Origin of the sequence: Empedobacter sp. UBA2044 (assembly GCF_002333005.1) — a bacterium.
Lineage (GTDB): Bacteria > Bacteroidota > Bacteroidia > Flavobacteriales > Weeksellaceae > Empedobacter > Empedobacter falsenii_B.
Map to the genome: position 1 here is coordinate 34,972 of NZ_DDBA01000036.1, position 18,985 is coordinate 53,956.

General features: G+C 30.7%; 19 protein-coding genes. 12 read left to right on the forward strand and 7 right to left on the reverse strand.

Translation table 11 applies throughout. The features are described from left to right. Nucleotides 1-68: 68 nt before the first annotated feature. Entirely contained in the window at nt 69-938 is an 870-nt protein-coding gene (gene lipA, locus B4E59_RS06275; protein ID WP_280050982.1) for a lipoyl synthase, read from the reverse strand. Nucleotides 939-1,073: 135 nt separating this feature from the next. On the opposite strand from lipA, the gene B4E59_RS06280 reads away from it, so the two are divergent. After that, complete coding sequence (locus B4E59_RS06280) at nt 1,074-1,565, forward strand: copper resistance protein NlpE (RefSeq protein WP_291052067.1); 492 nt, start codon at nt 1,074-1,076, stop codon at nt 1,563-1,565. Nucleotides 1,566-1,611: 46 nt separating this feature from the next. Here the strand turns inward: B4E59_RS06280 and B4E59_RS06285 are convergent, their stop codons facing one another. Then, the gene (locus B4E59_RS06285) at nt 1,612-2,124 is read right to left on the reverse strand and encodes a methylated-DNA--[protein]-cysteine S-methyltransferase (protein ID WP_291052127.1); all 513 of its coding nucleotides are present in this window, start codon (nt 2,122-2,124) and stop codon (nt 1,612-1,614) included. Nucleotides 2,125-2,204: 80 nt separating this feature from the next. Between B4E59_RS06285 and B4E59_RS06290 the strand changes: the two genes are divergently transcribed. After that, nucleotides 2,205-2,657, forward strand: a complete 453-nt coding sequence (locus B4E59_RS06290) for a copper resistance protein NlpE (RefSeq protein WP_291052070.1) — start codon at nt 2,205-2,207, stop codon at nt 2,655-2,657. A gap of 54 nt (nt 2,658-2,711) precedes the next feature. Here the strand turns inward: B4E59_RS06290 and B4E59_RS06295 are convergent, their stop codons facing one another. The 3 genes from B4E59_RS06295 to B4E59_RS06305 form a co-directional block, all read right to left on the reverse strand. Then, nucleotides 2,712-3,116, reverse strand: a complete 405-nt coding sequence (locus B4E59_RS06295; RefSeq protein ID WP_291052073.1) for an NUDIX hydrolase — start codon at nt 3,114-3,116, stop codon at nt 2,712-2,714. A 3-nt stretch (nt 3,117-3,119) separates the two neighbouring features. Then, on the reverse strand, nt 3,120-4,133 hold the full coding sequence (gene galE / locus B4E59_RS06300; protein WP_291052076.1) for a UDP-glucose 4-epimerase GalE: 1,014 nt from the start codon (nt 4,131-4,133) through the stop codon (nt 3,120-3,122). A 96-nt stretch (nt 4,134-4,229) separates the two neighbouring features. Beyond that, the gene (locus B4E59_RS06305; protein WP_291052079.1) at nt 4,230-5,345 is read right to left on the reverse strand and encodes a DegT/DnrJ/EryC1/StrS family aminotransferase; all 1,116 of its coding nucleotides are present in this window, start codon (nt 5,343-5,345) and stop codon (nt 4,230-4,232) included. Between the two features lie 100 nt (nt 5,346-5,445). On the opposite strand from B4E59_RS06305, the gene B4E59_RS06310 reads away from it, so the two are divergent. From B4E59_RS06310 to B4E59_RS06350, 9 genes are all read left to right on the forward strand, one after another. Then, a complete protein-coding gene (locus B4E59_RS06310; protein WP_291052081.1) occupies nt 5,446-6,696 on the forward strand; it encodes a 3-deoxy-D-manno-octulosonic acid transferase in 1,251 nt (416 codons plus the stop codon). A gap of 154 nt (nt 6,697-6,850) precedes the next feature. After that, complete coding sequence (locus B4E59_RS06315) at nt 6,851-7,435, forward strand: porin family protein (RefSeq protein ID WP_291052084.1); 585 nt, start codon at nt 6,851-6,853, stop codon at nt 7,433-7,435. Between the two features lie 134 nt (nt 7,436-7,569). After that, nucleotides 7,570-7,947: a BlaI/MecI/CopY family transcriptional regulator gene (locus B4E59_RS06320; RefSeq protein WP_038331851.1), complete on the forward strand. Its 378-nt coding sequence runs from the start codon at nt 7,570-7,572 to the stop codon at nt 7,945-7,947. Between the two features lie 84 nt (nt 7,948-8,031). Further along, nucleotides 8,032-9,666, forward strand: a complete 1,635-nt coding sequence (locus tag B4E59_RS06325) for a M56 family metallopeptidase (RefSeq protein WP_291052089.1) — start codon at nt 8,032-8,034, stop codon at nt 9,664-9,666. A gap of 54 nt (nt 9,667-9,720) precedes the next feature. Next, nucleotides 9,721-10,335: a porin family protein gene (locus B4E59_RS06330; protein ID WP_291052092.1), complete on the forward strand. Its 615-nt coding sequence runs from the start codon at nt 9,721-9,723 to the stop codon at nt 10,333-10,335. A 125-nt stretch (nt 10,336-10,460) separates the two neighbouring features. Then, complete coding sequence (locus B4E59_RS06335; RefSeq protein WP_291052094.1) at nt 10,461-13,571, forward strand: UvrD-helicase domain-containing protein; 3,111 nt, start codon at nt 10,461-10,463, stop codon at nt 13,569-13,571. Further along, nucleotides 13,571-15,379, forward strand: a complete 1,809-nt coding sequence (gene uvrC / locus B4E59_RS06340; RefSeq protein WP_291052097.1) for an excinuclease ABC subunit UvrC — start codon at nt 13,571-13,573, stop codon at nt 15,377-15,379. The genes B4E59_RS06335 and uvrC overlap by 1 nt, the downstream gene beginning before the upstream one ends. Then, entirely contained in the window at nt 15,360-15,800 is a 441-nt protein-coding gene (locus B4E59_RS06345; protein ID WP_244957963.1) for a hypothetical protein, read from the forward strand. Before uvrC ends, B4E59_RS06345 begins: the two co-directional genes overlap by 20 nt. 89 nt (nt 15,801-15,889) lie before the next feature. Continuing rightward, complete coding sequence (locus B4E59_RS06350) at nt 15,890-16,387, forward strand: DinB family protein (protein WP_291052101.1); 498 nt, start codon at nt 15,890-15,892, stop codon at nt 16,385-16,387. A 287-nt stretch (nt 16,388-16,674) separates the two neighbouring features. Here B4E59_RS06350 and gcvT read toward each other — a convergent pair whose 3' ends face one another. Together gcvT and B4E59_RS06360 are read right to left on the reverse strand one after the other, a co-directional pair. Then, complete coding sequence (gcvT, locus tag B4E59_RS06355; protein WP_291047111.1) at nt 16,675-17,751, reverse strand: glycine cleavage system aminomethyltransferase GcvT; 1,077 nt, start codon at nt 17,749-17,751, stop codon at nt 16,675-16,677. Between the two features lie 78 nt (nt 17,752-17,829). Further along, nucleotides 17,830-18,192, reverse strand: coding sequence for a hypothetical protein (locus B4E59_RS06360; RefSeq protein WP_219033679.1), 363 nt, complete (start codon nt 18,190-18,192; stop codon nt 17,830-17,832). 43 nt (nt 18,193-18,235) lie between these two features. Between B4E59_RS06360 and B4E59_RS06365 the strand changes: the two genes are divergently transcribed. Then, nucleotides 18,236-18,910, forward strand: a complete 675-nt coding sequence (locus B4E59_RS06365) for a YiiX/YebB-like N1pC/P60 family cysteine hydrolase (RefSeq protein ID WP_257467987.1) — start codon at nt 18,236-18,238, stop codon at nt 18,908-18,910. The last annotated feature ends 75 nt before the right edge of the window (nt 18,911-18,985 follow it).

Below are 18,985 nucleotides of genomic sequence, written 5' to 3' on the forward strand. Positions count from 1 at the left end.
AAATATACTGATATGAAAAAAGAGTTACAACTAATTGTAACTCTTTTCAACATTATGATTTAATTTGATTATAAAATATGTTTCTCTGCATGATAAGAAGAACGAACCAAAGGTCCTGATTCTACATGACGGAATCCTAATCCACGAGCGAAATCTTCGTATTTTTTGAATTGTTCTGGCGTGATAAATTCTTTCAAAGGCAAATGTTTTTTCGTTGGTTGTAAATATTGACCAATTGTAATAACATCTACATTTGCATCAGCAACTTCCTGAATTGTTTCAAAAACTTCGTCTTCAAACTCACCTAAACCAAGCATAATTCCAGTCTTTGTACGACGTTGACCTGCTTCTTTTGCATAACGTAAAACTTCTAACGAACGATCATATTTTGCTTGAATACGAACTTCGCGCGTTAAACGACGAACCGTTTCCATATTATGAGAAAGTACTTCTGGAGCAGCTTCTACAATACGATCGATGTGTTTTTCGATTCCTTGAAAATCTGGAATCAAAGTTTCCATCGTTGTTCCTGGGCTAATTCTACGAACAGCGTGTATTGTTTCTGCCCAAATAATAGAACCCATATCTTTTAAATCATCACGGTCAACAGAAGTTAAAACCGCATGTTTTATTTGCATTAATTTGATAGAACGCGCTACTTTTTCTGGTTCTGCCCAATCAACTTGCTCTGGACGACCAGTTTTTACACCACAAAAACCGCATGAACGCGTACACACATTTCCCAAAATCATAAATGTCGCAGTTCCTTCACCCCAACATTCGCCCATATTAGGACAACTTCCACTTTGGCAAATGGTGTTCAATTTATATTTATCAACTAAACCTCTTAATTCGCGATGTTTTTTTCCCGTAGGCAATTTTACACGCAACCATTCAGGTTTTTTTACTCTTCCATCTGGTAATAGCTCAACACTCATACATTACTTTTCTGATTGGCTAATTTACAAAGTTTTTTCGAAAGCTATTACATCCTAAATAAATGAAATAAAAATATAGTTTTTAACATTTTTTGGAATATTATTTGGATTTTAATCAGTTAAAATCAATAACAAATGAAAAACTCAATTATCCTAACACTTATTTTTAGCTCAATAATTTATAGTTGCGAAACAAAGACAGATAAAGATCTTATAAAAACTGAAGAAGCAACAACTGATCATAAAGATTCAACTATTCAAAAAGAACCAATAAACTCATCAGATACAAATATTATTGATACGCCTAATGCGAAAACTTCTATTGATTGGGTAGGAACTTATGATGGAATTTTACCATGTGCTGATTGTCCTGGAATTAAAACAACTGTAACTTTAAATAAAGATGAAACTATAAAAGTAGTTTCTGAATATATGAAAGGGAACCAAAAATTAATAGATGAAGGTCATTTCCAATGGACTGCTGATAATAATTCTTTGTATTTAGATACAAAAGATAAAAATCGACATTTTTATAAAGTAGGTGAAAATAAACTAATTATCCTATCTCAAGAAGGTGAAGATATCAAAGGTCCATTAGCAGATAAATACATTTTATTAAAAAAGTAAAATTATTAAATCAATATGAAAGAAAGTAATTAAGCTGTCTTTCATATTAAAATAAGTTTAATTGTTGCGATTCTAATTCCAACAAAAATTGTTTACGTTTCTTTCCGCCTGCATATCCAGTTAACGAACCATCTGAGCCAATTACGCGATGACAAGGCACTACGATTGCAATTTTGTTTTTTCCGTTTGCATTTGCAACTGCTCTTATCGCTAATAAATCTCCAACAGCTATCGATTGTTCTTTGTATGATCTTGTTTCTCCAAATGGAATTTTGATTAATTCGTTCCAAACTTTTTTCTGGAAATCTGTTCCAATCAAATCAAGTGGAATGGTAAATTCTTTTAAATTTCCTTTAAAATAATCGTTCAATTCATTTTCTAGACGATTCAAAATATCATCATCTTTTTCCAAAATTTCACCCAAGTTTTCTATTTCTTTGAGTTGTTTTTCGGTCGATTTTCCATCAAAAAACTCTAACATACAAAGTCCTTTTTCCGACTTTATTGCAAGCATTTCTCCAAGAGGTGTTTGTATTTTTTTTTGAGCGAAACATTTTATAAAATTTTAGTTGAAAGTTAGAAAAATATAGTCGTAATTTGGTATCAAATTTGTTGTTAAAAATATCATAAAATTAATTTATGAAAAAATCTATTTTCGCGAGTATTTTCGCATCTTTCATTATATTCTCTTGTCAATCAAAAGGTGTTCAACAAGAACAAAAAAATACAGATTCTTCTAAAGAAATTACAGAAGTTGTAAAAAAAGAACACAATTCTATGAATTCGTTGGATTGGGCTGGGAAATATGAAGGAATTTTACCTTGCGCCGATTGTGAGGGAATAAAATATATTGTTGAATTGAAAAAAGATGGTAACTTTTTTATTGAACAAGAATATTTAGGAAAAGAAACAGTTTATCAAGACGAAGGATTTTATAAATGGGATGCTTCTGGAAATGTTTTACATTTAAATTCTAATGTAAGTCCATTAGTGTTGAAAGTTGAAGAAAATAGATTGAAAGTTTTGGATCAACAAGGAAAAGAAATTACAGGAAATTTGAAAGATAAATACATCTTGAAAAAGACTAAATAATAAAAAATAAAAGGCAATCTCGATTACGGATTGCCTTCTATTTTTGAAATTATTTTAGTTCAATAAATGATCTTCTGTCAATTTTTCAAAAACTTTAATTACACCAATTACTTGAATTTCTTCTTGTAAATATTCTTCAAAAGTAAAATAGTTGTAAGCTTCAATTTCATTTGATGGTTTTATTTCTTCGTTCAAATCGTACAGAAAACAATCTTGTTCCATCAAAAGATTCTGTTCTCCATATGCTTCAGCTGTAATATGACAATAAAAATTGAGCTCTTCTCTTACTAAATCCAAACTCAATTCTTCTTTTATTTCTCTTACCAAAGCTGTGTCAGAATTTTCACCTTTATCAATTTTTCCACCTGGTAAATACCACGCTTTTTTATTTTTGCTAAATGTCAAAAGCAGTTTATTATTTTTAATAACTAATAAACCCGCTGTTGGTAATTGAATCATCTTTTATTTTTCTAAACTTTTTTGCCATTCCCAAGCTGTACGCATACTTTCTGATAATTTTGTTTCAGGTTTCCAACCCAATTCTTTTTCTGCTAAAGAGTTATTTGCATAAGCTTCGATAATATCTCCTGCGCGACGCTCTTTGATTTCGTATTTCAATTTCAAATCATTGGCATCCTCAAATGCGTGAACAACTTCTAAAACCGTAGATCCTGTTCCAGTTCCAAGATTAAAGAATTCTAGCTTTGCTTTATTTTTATTTTCGATCAAACGAGTTACGGCTTTTACGTGTGCATCAGCCAAATCATTTACATCGATATAATCACGAATTGCCGTTCCATCACGCGTTGGATAATCATCTCCCCAAACTGATAATGTTTCTCTGATTCCAGCCGCAGTTTGTGTAACATAAGGAATTAGATTATTTGGAATTCCTTTTGGTAATTCTCCAATTTTAGCTGTTGGGTGTGCACCTACGGGATTGAAATAACGTAAACAAATCACATTTTTATCAAATGCTGCTGAGAAATCTTCTAAAATTTCTTCCCCCATTTGTTTCGTTTTTCCATAAGGAGATTCAGGTTTTTTTAGTGGAGTTTGCTCATCAATAGGCATTTTATCCGCTTGTCCGTAAACTGTACAAGACGAACTGAAAATAATATTATTAGCATCAAAATCTTTCATTGCATCCAAAAGATTAATTAAACCTAAAAGATTATTTCGATAATACATCAACGGTTTTTCAACAGATTCTCCAACTGCTTTATGCGCTGCGAAGTTGATAATTCCATCTATTTTATTTGTTTTGAAAAATTCGTTTACTTTTTCTTGATCTTTTAAATCAATCTCGAAATAAGTTGGTTTTGTTCCTGTAATAGAAGTAATTTTATCCAACACACCAATTTCTGTGTTCGATAAATCGTCTATGATCACAACTTCATAACCTGCATTTTGTAAAGCTACAACTGTGTGCGAGCCAATATAACCCAAACCTCCAGTTACTAATATTTTACTCATTTTTAATATTTAGTTTTTATAGTGAAATCAAATTTAGGAAAATAAAAAAGCTTCTGAAACTAATCAGAAGCTTTTTCGTATTATTTTTAGGATAAATTATTTTCCAAAAAATTCGCGAACAACAGAAGTGATGTAAGCCAATTGCTCCTCATCTAACTCTGTGTGCATTGGTAAAGACATTACTTCTTCTACCAATTTGTTTGTATTTGGAAAATCTGCATCATTATAATGCCCGTTATCATACGCTTTTTGTTTGCGTAATGGAACAGGATAATAAATCATCGCAGGAATTTCTTTTTCAGTCAAGAAAGCTTGTAATTCATTACGTTTACCATTTGTTACACGTAACGTATATTGATGGAATACGTGAGTTGTGTCTTCTCCTTTTACAGGCGTTAATAATGCATCAATATCTTTAAAAGCTTCTGTATAATAAGCCGCAGCTTTGCTACGAGCAGCGTTATAATCATTTAAGAAAGGTAATTTACGACGTAAAACTGCTGCTTGAACAGAATCCAAACGAGAGTTAACACCAACTTCATCGTGGTAGTAACGTTTGTACATTCCGTGATTTACAATTCCACGTAAACGATGTGCAATATCATCATCATTTGTAAAAATTGCTCCACCATCACCATAACAACCTAAGTTTTTTGAAGGAAAGAAAGATGTACAACCAATGTGACCAATTGTTCCAGCTTTTCGACCTTTGTAATCCGCTCCAATAGCTTGTGCAGTATCTTCTACAACATATAAGTTATGTTCTTTTGCAATTGCCATAATCTCGTCCATATTCGCACATTGACCAAATAAATGAACTGGAATAATTGCTTTTGTTTTTGGCGTGATTGCCGCTTTTAATTTTTCTGTATCAATTGTAAAAGTATCATAATCAACGTCAACTAAAATCGAATTTAATTTCAATAAATCAACAACCTCTACTGTTGCAGCAAATGTAAAATCTGCCGTAATTACTTCATCACCTGGCTCTAAACCTAAGGCCATCAAAGCAATTTGCAACGCATCAGTTCCGTTCCCACAAGGAATTACGTGTTTTACATTTAAGTAATCTTGCAATTCAGTTTCGAATTGTTTTACTTCTGGTCCATTAATAAAAGCAGCCGAATCCAAAACATTCAAAATTGCTGCATCAACGTCTCCTTTTATTTTTTGATATTGACTTTGTAAGTCAACCATTTGTATTTTTTTCATAACTTAATGAATCTTTCAAAATCTACAACTTTAAAAAGTCGTTATTATTACAACAAATGTACAAAAAAAGCTCATTCTAAATTTTTAACTTTGCAACATTGTGCAAGGATTTTATAACACATCAATTAAGGCGTACGGAATGGCGCTAAAATTGGCTTCGAATTTTAACGAAAAAGCAAAACTTTGGGTAGATGGAAGAAAAAATTGGGAAGAAAAAATAGCTTCTAAAATTTCTAAAACCGACAAAGTTTTGTGGATACATTGTTCATCTTTAGGCGAGTTTGAGCAAGGTAGACCTGTTATCGAAGCATTGAAAGAAAACTATCCAACACATAAAATTGCTGTTTCATTTTTCTCTCCTTCTGGTTATGAAATTAGAAAGAATTATCAAGGTGCAGATGTTATTTTTTATTTGCCTTCGGATACAAAATCGAATGCAGAAAAGTTGATAAAAGTACTTCATCCAGAGATTTTGATTTTAGTGAAATACGAATATTGGTTCAATTTGATTACCGAATTACATCAGCAAAACATTCCTACAATTGTAGTTTCATCTATTTTTAGAGAAAGTCAAAACTTTTTCAAGAAAAATGGAAAAAATTGGTTTGCTAAAAAATTAAGTTTAATCAATCATTTCTTTGTTCAAAATCAAAAGTCAAAAGATTTATTAGATTCAATCAATATCACTCAAAATACAATTGCAGGCGATACGCGATTTGATCGTGTCAAACAAATCATTCATCAAGATAATCAATTGGATTTTATGAATGATTTTAAACAAAATTCGAAATTAATTGTGGTTGGAAGTTCTTGGCCAAAAGATGAAGAATTATTTGTGAATTTAATCAACCAAAAATTAAATAATAATTGGAAAATTGTTTTTGCGCCACATAATTTGAATGATACTGAAATTAATTCTTTTCTGAGTAAAATCAATCAAAAAGCTGTTAAATTTTCAGATTTAGAAAAAACTTCGCAACAAGATTTAATCGATTCGAAAATATTTATTCTCAACACAATTGGTATTTTATCAAAAGTCTATTCTTATGCAGATATTACCTATATTGGCGGAGGTTTTGGTGCAGGGATTCATAACACGTTGGAAGCGGTAACATTTGGAAATCCTGTGGTTTTTGGTCCTAAATACAAGAAATTTCAGGAAGCTGTGGATTTGATTGAAATTGGCGGAGGATTTTCTATTGCGAATCAACATGAATTTGATACAAGTATGAATCGTTTGATTAATGATGAAAATTTCCGAAAAGAAAGTGGAAAAAAAGCTGGAGATTTTGTTCAAAATTCACCAAATGCGACTAAAATTATTTTAGAATATTTAAATGATATTTTGTAAATCTTAAAATTTTATCAATTTTTAACAAAAAAGGCACAGAAATTGTGAGTCAAAAAAGCATTATTGATTTTTAAAGATTTAAATCAATCTTTTGTATGGATAAAACTTTACTTTTGAATTAAATATATAACTCAGACTTAAGTAATAAAAAAAAATGAAAAAACTAATCTTAGGAATAGCACTTTTTGGTGGATTAAGTGCAGCAAACGCGCAAATTGATTTAGGAGTAAAAGGAGGTCTTAACTTCCCAACTTTATCTGGAACCGAAAGTTCTAAATTCAGAACTGATTTTTATGTTGGTGGTTATGCAAACTACAAAGTAACAGATCAATTCAGTTTTCAACCAGAGGTTTTATACTCTAAACAAGGAGCAGGAATCAAAACTCACGACGGAAGCGATAACAAAATTGTAACACATAATATTAATATTCCTTTAATGGGACGTTACGAAATTATGGAAGGTTTAAATGTTGAGTTTGGTCCTCAATTAGGGTTTTTAGTTTCTGCACAAAACAAATATGAATTAAATAATTCTAAAACTAAAACAACAATTACTGATAATTTCAAAACATTTGATTTTGGATTAAATTTAGGTGCTGGATATAAAGTAACTGACGAATTAGAAATTAATGCTCGTATCACAAAAGGATTAACAGATATCAATCATAATCCTGCTGCAAAAAGTACAACAAACACATATTTTAGTGTAGGTGTAGCGTACAAATTGGCTGAAATGTAATTTATTTCAAATCAAAAATATAGAAAGGAGCTTTTTGCTCCTTTTTTTATGCTTTATCGTTAAATAATTATAAAATAACTTTGTCATGTTAAATTATATTCTATATTTGTAGTAATAAAAATATAGTTGTAGATATGAAAGTTAAATTATCAAGAAGAGAAGAGGAAGTGATGGAAGTTATTTGGAGCGGAAAACAGGTTTTTGCGAAAGATATTATCGATTCTTATGATGATCCAAAACCTGCGAATACTACAATTTCTACTTTATTAAAAAGGATGCACGACAAAGGTTATATTGATTACGAACAAATGGGAAATTCGCGTCGATACTATGCTTTGGTGAAAAAAGATGATTATTTTTCGAAAGAAGTAAAAGGAATGATTTCGAACTTCTTTAATAATTCGGCAACACAATTTGCTTCATTTTTTGCAAAATCGAACAATATGTCGGTCGAAGAATTAGAAAAATTACGTGACATTATCGATAATGAAATAGACCGTAAAAAGAAATAGCCTATGATTGCGTTTTTTATAAAATTTATTCTTTGTTCTGGATTTTTATATTCCTTTTATAAACTTTTTTTGGAACGTGAAAGCATGTATAAAATCAATCGATTTTATCTGTTGTTTTCGTTGATATTTTCGTTAATCGCGCCTTTGTACAAAATTGATTTGCCTATAACAGCAACAGAAACGAATATTTCGCCCGAACTTTTAGCTTTTCTGATGCAAAATCCTGAATTGTTGCAACAAGAAAAAGGAATCAATTTTGGTGATATTTTGAATATTATTTACATTTTGATTGGTGTAATTTTTCTTGTAAGATTTATCTATAATTTGTACGAATTGATGTTCAAAATTAAGACTGAAGAAAAAATCAAAGATCAAGAAATTACATATATTCTTGATTTAGATTCGAATCAACCGTATAGTTTTTGGAAATATATTTTTATTCCGAAAAAGCAACTGAAAAGTTTACATCAAAATTTAATTGATCACGAAAAAGCGCATTGTATTCAGAAACATAGTTTGGATATTTTGTTGATTGAAATTTTTCAAATTCTTTTTTGGTTCAATCCGTTTATTTATTTCTATAAAAAATCAATCAAACTAAATCACGAGTTTTTGGCAGATGAGTATGTATTGAAAAGAAACTCAGATTTAAAAACGTATCAACATCAAATTTTGGATTGTATTGCAACGCAAAATCCATCGATGATGGCGAGTAATTTCAATTTTATTCTTACCAAAAAACGTCTACTTATGATGACAAAAAATACATCAAAACGAAAAGTGAAAATTCTTTCTTTTGCTTCGTTGCCTTTTATATTGAGTGCTTTTGTACTTTTTAGCCAAAAATCGTTTGCGCAAGAAGTTGAGAAAAAAGCTCAAAAAGTAGAACAAGCTTTGGAAAAACCTGTTCAATCGCAAGCTGAAATTCTTCTTGATCAAGCAACAACTTTAAGAGATTCGCTTCTCAAAACTAATCAGGTCAAAACGGCTACACCAATAGAAAAAGTGATTACGAAAGATGAATTAAAAACGATTCTAAAAAGTAATCCGCAAAATAAAATTATCTTGAATGATGCTGGAGATATTATTCTGAATGATTCTATCAAAATAAAAGATATTGTCTTGAAAAAAGAGTTGACTCCAACGATTTTATATGGAACGGACGGAAAAATTTTGCAAAAAATTGATCCAAAAGATATCGAAAAAGTTTTTGTAAGAAAAAGCGGAGGTGAAGATTTTATTGAAGTTATCAAAAAAGATTCAAGCATCATCAAAATTTTCAATTCAGAAAAAGGTATTCCCAATATTGATAAAAAAGTAACAACGGCTAAAATGCCAACGGTAAAAAATAATATTACGTTGAAAAATGGTTATTCAATTTACACGGACAAAAATGGCGTTGAGCACAAAATTATTAGTTCTGAAATTGATAAGGTTTATATTACAAATAATAAAAATGGTGAATTTGATTTATCCAAATCTCCTAAAACAATTACAAGTTTAAAAGTTAATAATATAAATAGTGATGATGTCAATATTACGATTCTTCCAAAGAATGGATATTCAGTAGAATATAAATTTACGGAATCTAATGAATCATTATCTAAACAATTAGATAAAAAGCGAACAGAGTTGAAGCTTGATGAGCAAAATACTAAAAAGCAAATAAAAGAAATCGAAATACTACAAAAAGGAGAGCGTAAAAAGAATAAAAATTAGTACCTTTTTTACATTATTGTTATATCTTTACTCAAACTTTAAAATTTTACTTATATGAAAAAATGTTTATTTTTTATTCCATTATTAGCTTTCGCTATTAATACAAATGCTCAAACTAAATTTGGAGCTAAAGCAGGTCTTAATGTATCAAATTTATCTGGAGATAACCAAAATGCTGATGCAAAAGTAGGTTTTCATATTGGAGGTTATGCTAATATAAAATTTGCTGAGAAATTTGCGTTTCAACCTGAATTGTTATATTCAGCTCAAGGAGCTAAAGAGTCAGGACAAATTTATGTTAATCAAGAAATTGGAAATGTTAATGCAGACGTGAAATATAAATTAGATTATATTAATGTTCCATTAATGATCAAATTCTATCCAACTCAAAATTTTAATATTGAAGCTGGACCTCAAGTTGGTTTCTTAGTTAATGCAAAAGCTAACGTTAAAACAACAGCTTTAGGACAAAAAATAGACACTGATCAAGACATGAAAGATTACTTGAAATCTACAGATTTTGGATTAAACATTGGATTAGGATATGAGTTTTCAAATGGTCTTAATGCAGGAGCTCGTTACAATTTTGGACTTTCAAATATCTCTGATGAAAACGGTGGAGATATAAAAAATTCTGTATTTTCAGTTGGTTTAGGATATTCATTCTAATCATTCTTTTATAACATATTCAAAAAAGGAAACTCGCACGAGTTTCCTTTTTTTGTACGTCATGTTTTGGCATTCTGATTTCTTAATTTTGAAGAGAATGTTTAACTTTCCTAAAAATTCAGAATTTGTTACAATCAGGCGATTTCAAAATTTATAATGCATCTGCGGGTGCTGGTAAAACCTATACTCTCGTAAAGGAATTTCTTTCGTTGTTATTAACCAATGAAAGCGATTATCATTTCGAACATATTTTAGCCATTACGTTTACCAATAAAGCGGCGGGCGAAATGAAGGAACGTATCATCGAAACTTTAGAAGAAATTGCTAAAAATCCTAATCCAAAAGAAGATCAATATATTCTAGAATTAGCTTCGGAACTGAATTTGAAGCCTGAAATCATTAAGACAAAAGCATACAATATTCTGATTGCGATTCTTCATAATTATTCCAAATTTTCGATTTCCACAATTGATAAATTTAATCTTCGATTGATGAAATCTTTTGCGCAAGATTTGGGTTTATCGATGAATTTCGATGTTGAAATGAATACGAATGAAATCATTAATGAATCGGTTGATTTGTTGTATTCAAAAATTGGTGAAGACGAAAAACTAACGCAAACAATGATCAAAATTGCGTTGGATAATATGGACGAAAATAAATCGTGGGATATTCGAAAAACGCTTTCTTCAGACACTTCGGACATTTCTAATGATCGTCATTTACAAGATTTAGAAAAATTAAAAAACATTTCGTTAGACGAATTTATTCGTTATCGAAAAGTTATTTTTGATGACATAAAAACTTTGAAAGATGGCTTGATTACAATTGGAAATGAGTTTTTCGAATTGCTTGCAAACAATGGAATTTCGGTAAATGAATTACCAGGAAAAAGTCGAGGAATTGCTGCTTTTTTCCAGAAATTAAAAAACTTTGATGGTTTTGGTTTGATTTTACCAACCGATGCGAATACAAAAGATATTTTGGAAGAAGGTTACCTTTCGAAAGTGAAAGATGCAACTGCTGAATCTATTTTTCCTCAAGTGAAAGATTTGTTTGAAAAAGCTGCGAACATCAATGATCACTTACTTTTGTTAACCTCAATTCAGAAAAACATTTCATCAATTTCGTTGATTAATGAAGTTGAAAAATCATTGGATTCAATCAAAAAAGACTCAAATGTTTTGTTGATTAATGAATTTAACACCATTATCAGTAAAAATTTGCAACAACAGCCAGCCAATTTTATTTATGAGCGAATTGGTTCGCGTTACAATCATTATTTTATTGATGAATTTCAGGATACATCGACGTTACAATGGAATAATCTGAATCCGTTGGTCGAAAATGCGCGCGCGCAATCTGACACAATTATGTTGGTTGGCGATGCAAAACAGTCTATTTATCGTTGGCGAGGAGGAAATCCTGCACAAATGATTGATTTAATTGATCGAAAAGAGGAAGAAAATATAAAAGTTGAGGAGTTAGAAAAAAACTGGAGAAGCCACGAGAATATTATTCAATTTAACAATGAATTGTATTCTTTTATCGCGCCACAACTCAATTTGCCGAGTTTTCAATATTTGTACGAAATAGGAAATAAACAATTAACTAATCATCAAAAAGATGGTTTTGTCAAAATAAATTTCATTGAGCAAGAAGGTCGTTCGAAAGATTTATTTAAAGAACAAAATTTAGAATTAGTTCTTAAAACAATTGAAGATTGTCGAACAAAAGGTTTCTCTTTAAATGATATTGCGATTTTGGTTCGTAGTAACGCGCAAGGGATTTTGTTAGCGAAATATTTGACCGAAAATAATTTGGTTGTGATTTCTAATGAAGCTTTGTTGTTAAAAAATTCATTCGAAATTCAATTGATTGAATATTTGTTCAAAATCACCTCAAATCCTCAAGACGAGCAATCAAAAATTCGTTTTTTGATGGTGGCTTATGAATTAGAATTATTCAAAACGGATGATTTAACAATCACAGTTGAAAAAGCTTTAAAAGGAGATTTGCCAAAGTTTTTAAAATTAACCAAATCAGTTGGGATAGATTTAGATTTTATTCAAGATCAAAACCTTTCGTTGTATGATTTTACAGAAAAAGCGATTCGAACTTTACATTTACAAGAGCGTTCGCCCGCTTATATTTTAAGTTTTTTGGATGTTATTTTAGAGTATTCATCGAAAAATGAATCAGATCTGAATTCATTTCTTGAGTTTTGGTCGACAATCAAAGATAAAGCGAGTATCAAAACGCCAAAAGGTGTCGATGCGATTCAGATTATGACGATTCACAAATCAAAAGGCTTGGAATTTCCAGTTGTAATTTTGCCGTTTTTAGATTGGCAAAGTAAGAATTCTAAAATTTGGATTCCATTACAAAAAGATGAAGAAAATCCGTTTGAAACATTTTATGTTGGAATTAATAATGAATTAAAATCAATCAAAAATGAGGCGATAAAATCGAAGATTGACGAAGAAGAGAATTTGGTTCAATTGGATGAAATTAATACACTTTATGTTGCAACAACGCGTGCAAAAGAGCAATTGTATATAGTTGCGCTAAAACCAAAAGAATCTTCGAAATCAAAAAATATTGCAAACTACTTGCACGAATTTGTTTTCAGTAAAGGTTTTTCTGAGGATGAAGTTATTTTGAAAGGTTCTCCAGAACGAATTTCAACTCCTAAAATCATAGAAAACTCTTCAGCTGAGTTAAAAATTTATTCTTCGGATTGGAATACGCGTTTAGTGATTAACACCAATTCAGAAAAAGCGCAAGAAAAGTTAAAATTCACCGAATTTGGAAATACAGTTCATAACATTTTATCGCAAATTGTTACACAAAATGATTTACCAAAAATCATCGAAAGTGAAAAACAGCGTGGTACAATTTCAGTCGAAAATGTAGAACATCTGCAAAAAACCTTGCAAAATTTATTACAAGATGCTAAATTAGTTCCATATTTTGCTGAAGGTTTAACGGTTTTGAATGAACGCGATTTTATTGATGAAAATGGACAAATTTTCAGAGCAGATCGTGTAGTAATTGATGCAGAAAATAATTGTTCGATTATCGATTATAAAACTGGTCAACCCGATTTAGATCATCATTTTCAAGTGAATAGATATGCCGATTTTTTTAGAAATTTAGGTTATAATATTCAGACAAAAATCTTGATTTATATTGATGATGAGCAGCAAAAAATAAATGTTGTAGAGGTATTTTGATGAATGAAAATGTAAAATTAAAATTAGCGAGTTTACCCGAAACGCCTGGTGTTTATCAGTATTATAACAAAAGAGGAGATTTGTTATACATTGGTAAAGCGAAAAACTTGAAACGTCGCGTGAATTCGTATTTCAATAAACAACACGATTCGAAACGTTTGCGTGTTTTGGTGAGTAATATCGATAACATCGAAACCATCAACGTAAATTCTGAATATGACGCGTTGTTGTTGGAAAATAATTTGATTAAAGAGCATCAACCACGATACAATATCCTATTAAGAGATGACAAAACATATCCTTGGATTTGCATCAAAAATGAACGGTTTCCACGTATTTTTTCGACTCGAAATGTTATCAAAGATGGTTCGGAATATTTTGGGCCATATTCTAACGGAAAAGCGATGAAAGTTTTGTTAGGTTTGATCAAAGAATTGTATCAACTAAGAACGTGTTCGTATGATTTGAGTGAGAAAAATATCGAAAATCATAAATTCAAAGTTTGCTTGGAATACCATATTGGTAATTGTCTTGGACCTTGTGAAGCTTATCAAACAGAAGAAGAATACAACGAGCAAATTTCGGCAATTCGTAATATTATCAAAGGAGAATTTAACGAAGCAAAGCAATATTTGGTTAACCAAATGACAAAATATGCATCGGATTTGAAGTTTGAAAAAGCGCAAATAATTAAAGAAAAAATCGAAGCGTTACAAAATTATCAATCTCGTTCTACAATTGTTTCGCCTACGATTACCAATGTTGATGTTTTTTCGATTACGTCGGACGAAGAATATGCCTATGTCAATTTCATGAAAATTTATCACGGGGCAATTATACAGTCGCATACAGAAGAATGGAAAAAGAAATTGGATGAAACAGACGAAGATTTATTGGAACGTGCAATTATTGATTTTTCGGATCGATTTAATTTAACTTCGAAAGAAATTTATGTCCCGTTCGAATTGAGTTTAGAAATTCCGTTCAGAAAAATTACAGTTCCAAAAATTGGCGATAAAAAACATATTGTAGATTTATCGCTAAAAAATACACGAATTTATCGTTTAGAACAGCTTAAACAAACCAAAATCGTCGATCCTGATCGTCATACAAATCGTATCATGAATCAGATGAAAGTTGATTTGCGTTTACCCGCAGAACCTCGACATATCGAAGGTTTTGATAACTCTAACATTCAAGGAACGAATCCTGTTTCGGCTTGTGTGGTATTCAAAAATGGAAAACCAAGTAAGAAAGATTATCGCATTTTCAATGTTAAAACCGTAGAAGGACCGAACGATTTTGCAACGATGGAAGAAGTGATTGAAAGACGATATTCGAGAGTTTTGGCAGAAGGAGAATCTTTGCCTCAATTAATTTTGATTGATGGTGGAAAAGGGCAATTAAGTTCGGCTCTAAAATCGATTGATCGTTTGGGATTGCGCGGAAAAGTTTCGGTGATTGGAATTGCGAAGCGTTTAGAAGAAATTTATTATCCAGATGATCCTTATCCGTTATATTTGGACAAAAATTCTGAAACCTTGAAAGTGCTTCAACATGTGCGAGATGAATCGCATCGATTTGGAATTACACGTCACCGAAATCGTCGAAGTAAAAACGCTTATAATTCGGTTTTGGAAGAAATAGAAGGTATCGGTCCGCAAACAATTAAAGAATTATTAACAAAATTTAAATCGGTCGAACGAATAAAAAATGCATCTTTGTTAGAATTAACCGATTGTATAGGGAAATCTAAAGCAAAAAAAATAAAAGATTATTTTTCGAATGATGAAAAATCTACTAATTGACAGAGATTTAACGTCTCTTTTGAACAATCCAAAGCTACAAGCCACTTTGGCAATTGTTCCTATCACTTTATTTGTACTTGGCTTGTTAAGTTATTTTGGTATTTTTTATTCGATGTTTAGCACGCTCGATGCGCAGCTAGGACATTTAGGAAGTTCTAAATCGTTATTGAGTGCGTTATTAGGAAATCTTATCATTTTTATCTTCTTGGTATTGATGAGTTTTTTCACTGGCGTGATTTCTTTTGTATACTTTATTGTACACGCTTTAAAGAATCCAAATTTGATAAAAAGTGATGATCGTTTGGTCTGGATTACAATTATTATTTTTGGAAATGGAATAGGAATTTTTGTCTATTGGCTAACTCAAATCAAGCGAAAAAAGCCTCGTCCAATTATTGATTTATACACAGACGATATCTAAAAATATAAACTGCTTTACAATTTAGTAAAGCAGTTTTTTTTATGAATTATTTCAAAAATTTGTACCTTTTAACTACAAATCAAAACAACATGAAAATAGTAGAATTATTAGCAAATGAATTGCAAAACGAGTATAAAATTACCAAAGAATTTATTGCAAGATTTCCTGAGGATAAAACGACATACAAACCTCACGAAAAAAGTATGGACATTACAATGTTGACGAATCATATCGTCGAAATATTTGCGTGGCCAGCATTAATATTAACTACAAATAAATTAGATTTTGCTACAGGAGATTATAAACCGACAAGTTTTACTTCTGTGCAAGATTTACAACAAAAATTGGATGATGATTATGAATTAGGAAAAGCGGCGTTAGAGAATGTGAACGAAGATCATTTATCAAAAAGATGGCAAGTTACAGAAGGAGAAACTGTTTTTGCAGATTTTACAAAATATGAAGCAATTCGTCATGCTTTAAATCAAATTACACATCACCGCGCTCAATTGGGAGTTTTTTATCGCTTACTTGGAATAGATTTACCTTCGAGTTATGGACCAAGTGCTGATTCTCAAAAGTTTTAAAAAATAAAAAAGACCTCTAATAGAGGTCTTAAAATCATAATTAGTGTTAATTGTATTACTGATCAGTAATATTATTATCTCAAAAATATAACATATATCATATTTAAGCAAATCTAAGTTATGTTTTTTTTAAGAAATATTAACAATTTTATAATATTCGTAGTTAATAATCTATTTTATTAATTTTATCTAAAAAAGACATCAATAAATGTATCAATTAATATGAATTCATAAAAAAAGCTTTCGAAATCCTCGAAAGCTTTTTTGTATTTTGACTTTATATTGTTTTAAACAAAAGGAGTTTTTACAACTTCTGCTAATACATTTTTATCACGAATTTGAATTCTAATTGTTGTTCCAACTTTAGCAAAATCTGTATGAACATATGCTAAACCAATTCCTTGTTTCAACATTGGAGACTGCGTTCCTGAAGTCACAATACCGATTGTATTCTCGTTGTCATCTACAACTTTATAATCGTGGCGAGGAATTCCTCTTTCGATCATTTTGAAACCAACTAATTTCTTCTCAACTCCAGCTTCTTTTTGAGCTTTCAAAATATCAGAAGAAATAAAGTTTGTATCCAATTTCGTTACCCAAGCAAGACCAGCTTCTAATGGAGTTGTGTCATCGTTGATATCATTTCCGTATAAACAGTAACCTTTCTCTAAACGCAACGTATCACGAGAAGCTAAACCGCAAGGCTCAATATCGAAAGATTTTCCAGCTTCCATTACTTTGTCCCACATTTCGTTTGCTTGCTCATTCGCGAAATAAATCTCGAAACCTCCTGAACCAGTATAACCAGTTGCAGAAATAATCACATTTTCCATACCTGCAAACGTACCAATTGCGAAATGATAGAACGGAATTTCAGCTAAATTAACATCTGTCAATGCTTGCATCGCTTCAATTGCTTTTGGTCCTTGGATTGCTAACAAAGACATCTCATCAGATTTGTTTGTTAATTCTGCACCAAACGTATTGTGTTTGTTCATCCATTCCCAATCTTTATCGATGTTAGATGCATTTACAACTGCCATCCACTCATCATCAGAGATTTTATAAATGATTAAATCATCTACAATTCCTCCTTTTTCGTTTGGCATTGCATTATATTGAGCTTGACCAATAGTAACTTTCGTTACATCATTCGTCAATAAGTGTTGTAATAAGTCTGTTGCTTTTTCTCCTTTTACAAAAAATTGTCCCATGTGAGAAACATCAAAAACGCCAACTTTTTCTCGAACAGCAAAATGTTCTTGGTTAACACCTGCGTATTGCACTGGCATTTCATATCCAGCAAAAGGAACCATTTTCGCACCTAAATCTTTGTGCTTTTGGTTTAATGCAGTTACTTTCATTGTTTGTTTGCTTTGATAAGTTTATAATTCTCCCAAAAATAAGGAATTAATTGTTAGGAAAATTTCTTTAATAGAAGATTATCTAATTTTATGAATAATTTTTAAATTCCCTTCCGTCGCTTTATACGGCTCGAAACGCATAACCGATTTTCCTTTACCAAATTTGTTCATAAACTTTTCGTTTATTTTTCCTGATAATTTCAATGGTTGACAACCTTCGCAAGGAATAATCAAAATGGTATCGTTTGTTTTACCTTTTACTTTTACAATTTCGTACGAATAATCTGTATCCAAACGAGAATTAATAACATTTTCAATTGGTTTATTAAAGCTCTCAATAAAGAAAACGCGTCGATCTTTGTTGCTTCCAATAATAATTGCAGCACCAACTAAAATCAATAAAACGACAATTGATATGGTCAAAATTTTTTTAAAATCCATCTTTTTGGTTAATTCGTAGATTAAAAGTAATAATTCATTCCGAATGAAAAAAATATTCGTTTTATTTCCTATCTTTTTACTTCTATTTACATTGACAATGAATAGTTGTACAAAAGCAAAAATATTAAAAGAAAAACATTCAATTTCATTACAAAATATCCAAAATGGAGATTTGATTTTTGTTGGTGCGCAAACAGAAGAACTTTCGGGCGCGATAAATAGAGTGACAAAAATAAATGACGAAACCAATTTTGATCATGTTGGTTTAATCGAAAAAACTGATGATTCTATTTTTGTTCTACATGCTGCTCCAATGGGCGGATCGCAACGAGAGGAAATTCATCATTTTTACATTTCTCAAACCGAAAAGAATAATAAAATTGTCATTTATCGTCTCAAAAATGAATATCAATATACAATTCCTCATGCAATTGAAAAAGCTAAAACAATGCTCGGAAAACCTTATAATTGGTTATACATTTTGAATGATGACGAATTATATTGTTCAGATTTTGTGGAAAGAGCTTTTCGTGATGATACTATTTTTGAATTGATTCCCATGAATTTCAAAAACAAAGAAACTGGAATTATTGATGATTTTTGGATAGATTTCTATCGTAAAAAAGGAAAAAAAGTTCCGCAAGACGAACCAGGAACAAATCCAAATCAATTGGCAACTTCTAAGAAATTAATTAAGGTTGGTGAGGTGAAGTTTTAAAATGAAACTCTGAAACAAATTCAGAATGATTCATAGAATCTTTATAACAAATAAATTAATTCCTACTTTTACCAC

Excerpts from the sequence above, each read along its gene's own strand:
- lipA (WP_280050982.1), bottom strand. The coding sequence starts at position 938 with ATGAGTGTTGAGCTATTACCAGATGGAAGAGTAAAAAAACCTGAATGG.
- B4E59_RS06280 (WP_291052067.1), top strand. The coding sequence starts at position 1,074 with ATGAAAAACTCAATTATCCTAACACTTATTTTTAGCTCAATAATTTAT.
- B4E59_RS06290 (WP_291052070.1), top strand. The coding sequence starts at position 2,205 with ATGAAAAAATCTATTTTCGCGAGTATTTTCGCATCTTTCATTATATTC.
- B4E59_RS06295 (WP_291052073.1), bottom strand. The coding sequence starts at position 3,116 with ATGATTCAATTACCAACAGCGGGTTTATTAGTTATTAAAAATAATAAA.
- galE (WP_291052076.1), bottom strand. The coding sequence starts at position 4,133 with ATGAGTAAAATATTAGTAACTGGAGGTTTGGGTTATATTGGCTCGCAC.
- B4E59_RS06305 (WP_291052079.1), bottom strand. The coding sequence starts at position 5,345 with ATGAAAAAAATACAAATGGTTGACTTACAAAGTCAATATCAAAAAATA.
- B4E59_RS06315 (WP_291052084.1), top strand. The coding sequence starts at position 6,851 with ATGAAAAAACTAATCTTAGGAATAGCACTTTTTGGTGGATTAAGTGCA.
- B4E59_RS06320 (WP_038331851.1), top strand. The coding sequence starts at position 7,570 with ATGAAAGTTAAATTATCAAGAAGAGAAGAGGAAGTGATGGAAGTTATT.
- B4E59_RS06325 (WP_291052089.1), top strand. The coding sequence starts at position 8,032 with ATGTATAAAATCAATCGATTTTATCTGTTGTTTTCGTTGATATTTTCG.
- B4E59_RS06330 (WP_291052092.1), top strand. The coding sequence starts at position 9,721 with ATGAAAAAATGTTTATTTTTTATTCCATTATTAGCTTTCGCTATTAAT.
- uvrC (WP_291052097.1), top strand. The coding sequence starts at position 13,571 with ATGAATGAAAATGTAAAATTAAAATTAGCGAGTTTACCCGAAACGCCT.
- B4E59_RS06345 (WP_244957963.1), top strand. The coding sequence starts at position 15,360 with ATGAAAAATCTACTAATTGACAGAGATTTAACGTCTCTTTTGAACAAT.
- B4E59_RS06350 (WP_291052101.1), top strand. The coding sequence starts at position 15,890 with ATGAAAATAGTAGAATTATTAGCAAATGAATTGCAAAACGAGTATAAA.
- gcvT (WP_291047111.1), bottom strand. The coding sequence starts at position 17,751 with ATGAAAGTAACTGCATTAAACCAAAAGCACAAAGATTTAGGTGCGAAA.
- B4E59_RS06360 (WP_219033679.1), bottom strand. The coding sequence starts at position 18,192 with ATGGATTTTAAAAAAATTTTGACCATATCAATTGTCGTTTTATTGATT.
- B4E59_RS06365 (WP_257467987.1), top strand. The coding sequence starts at position 18,236 with ATGAAAAAAATATTCGTTTTATTTCCTATCTTTTTACTTCTATTTACA.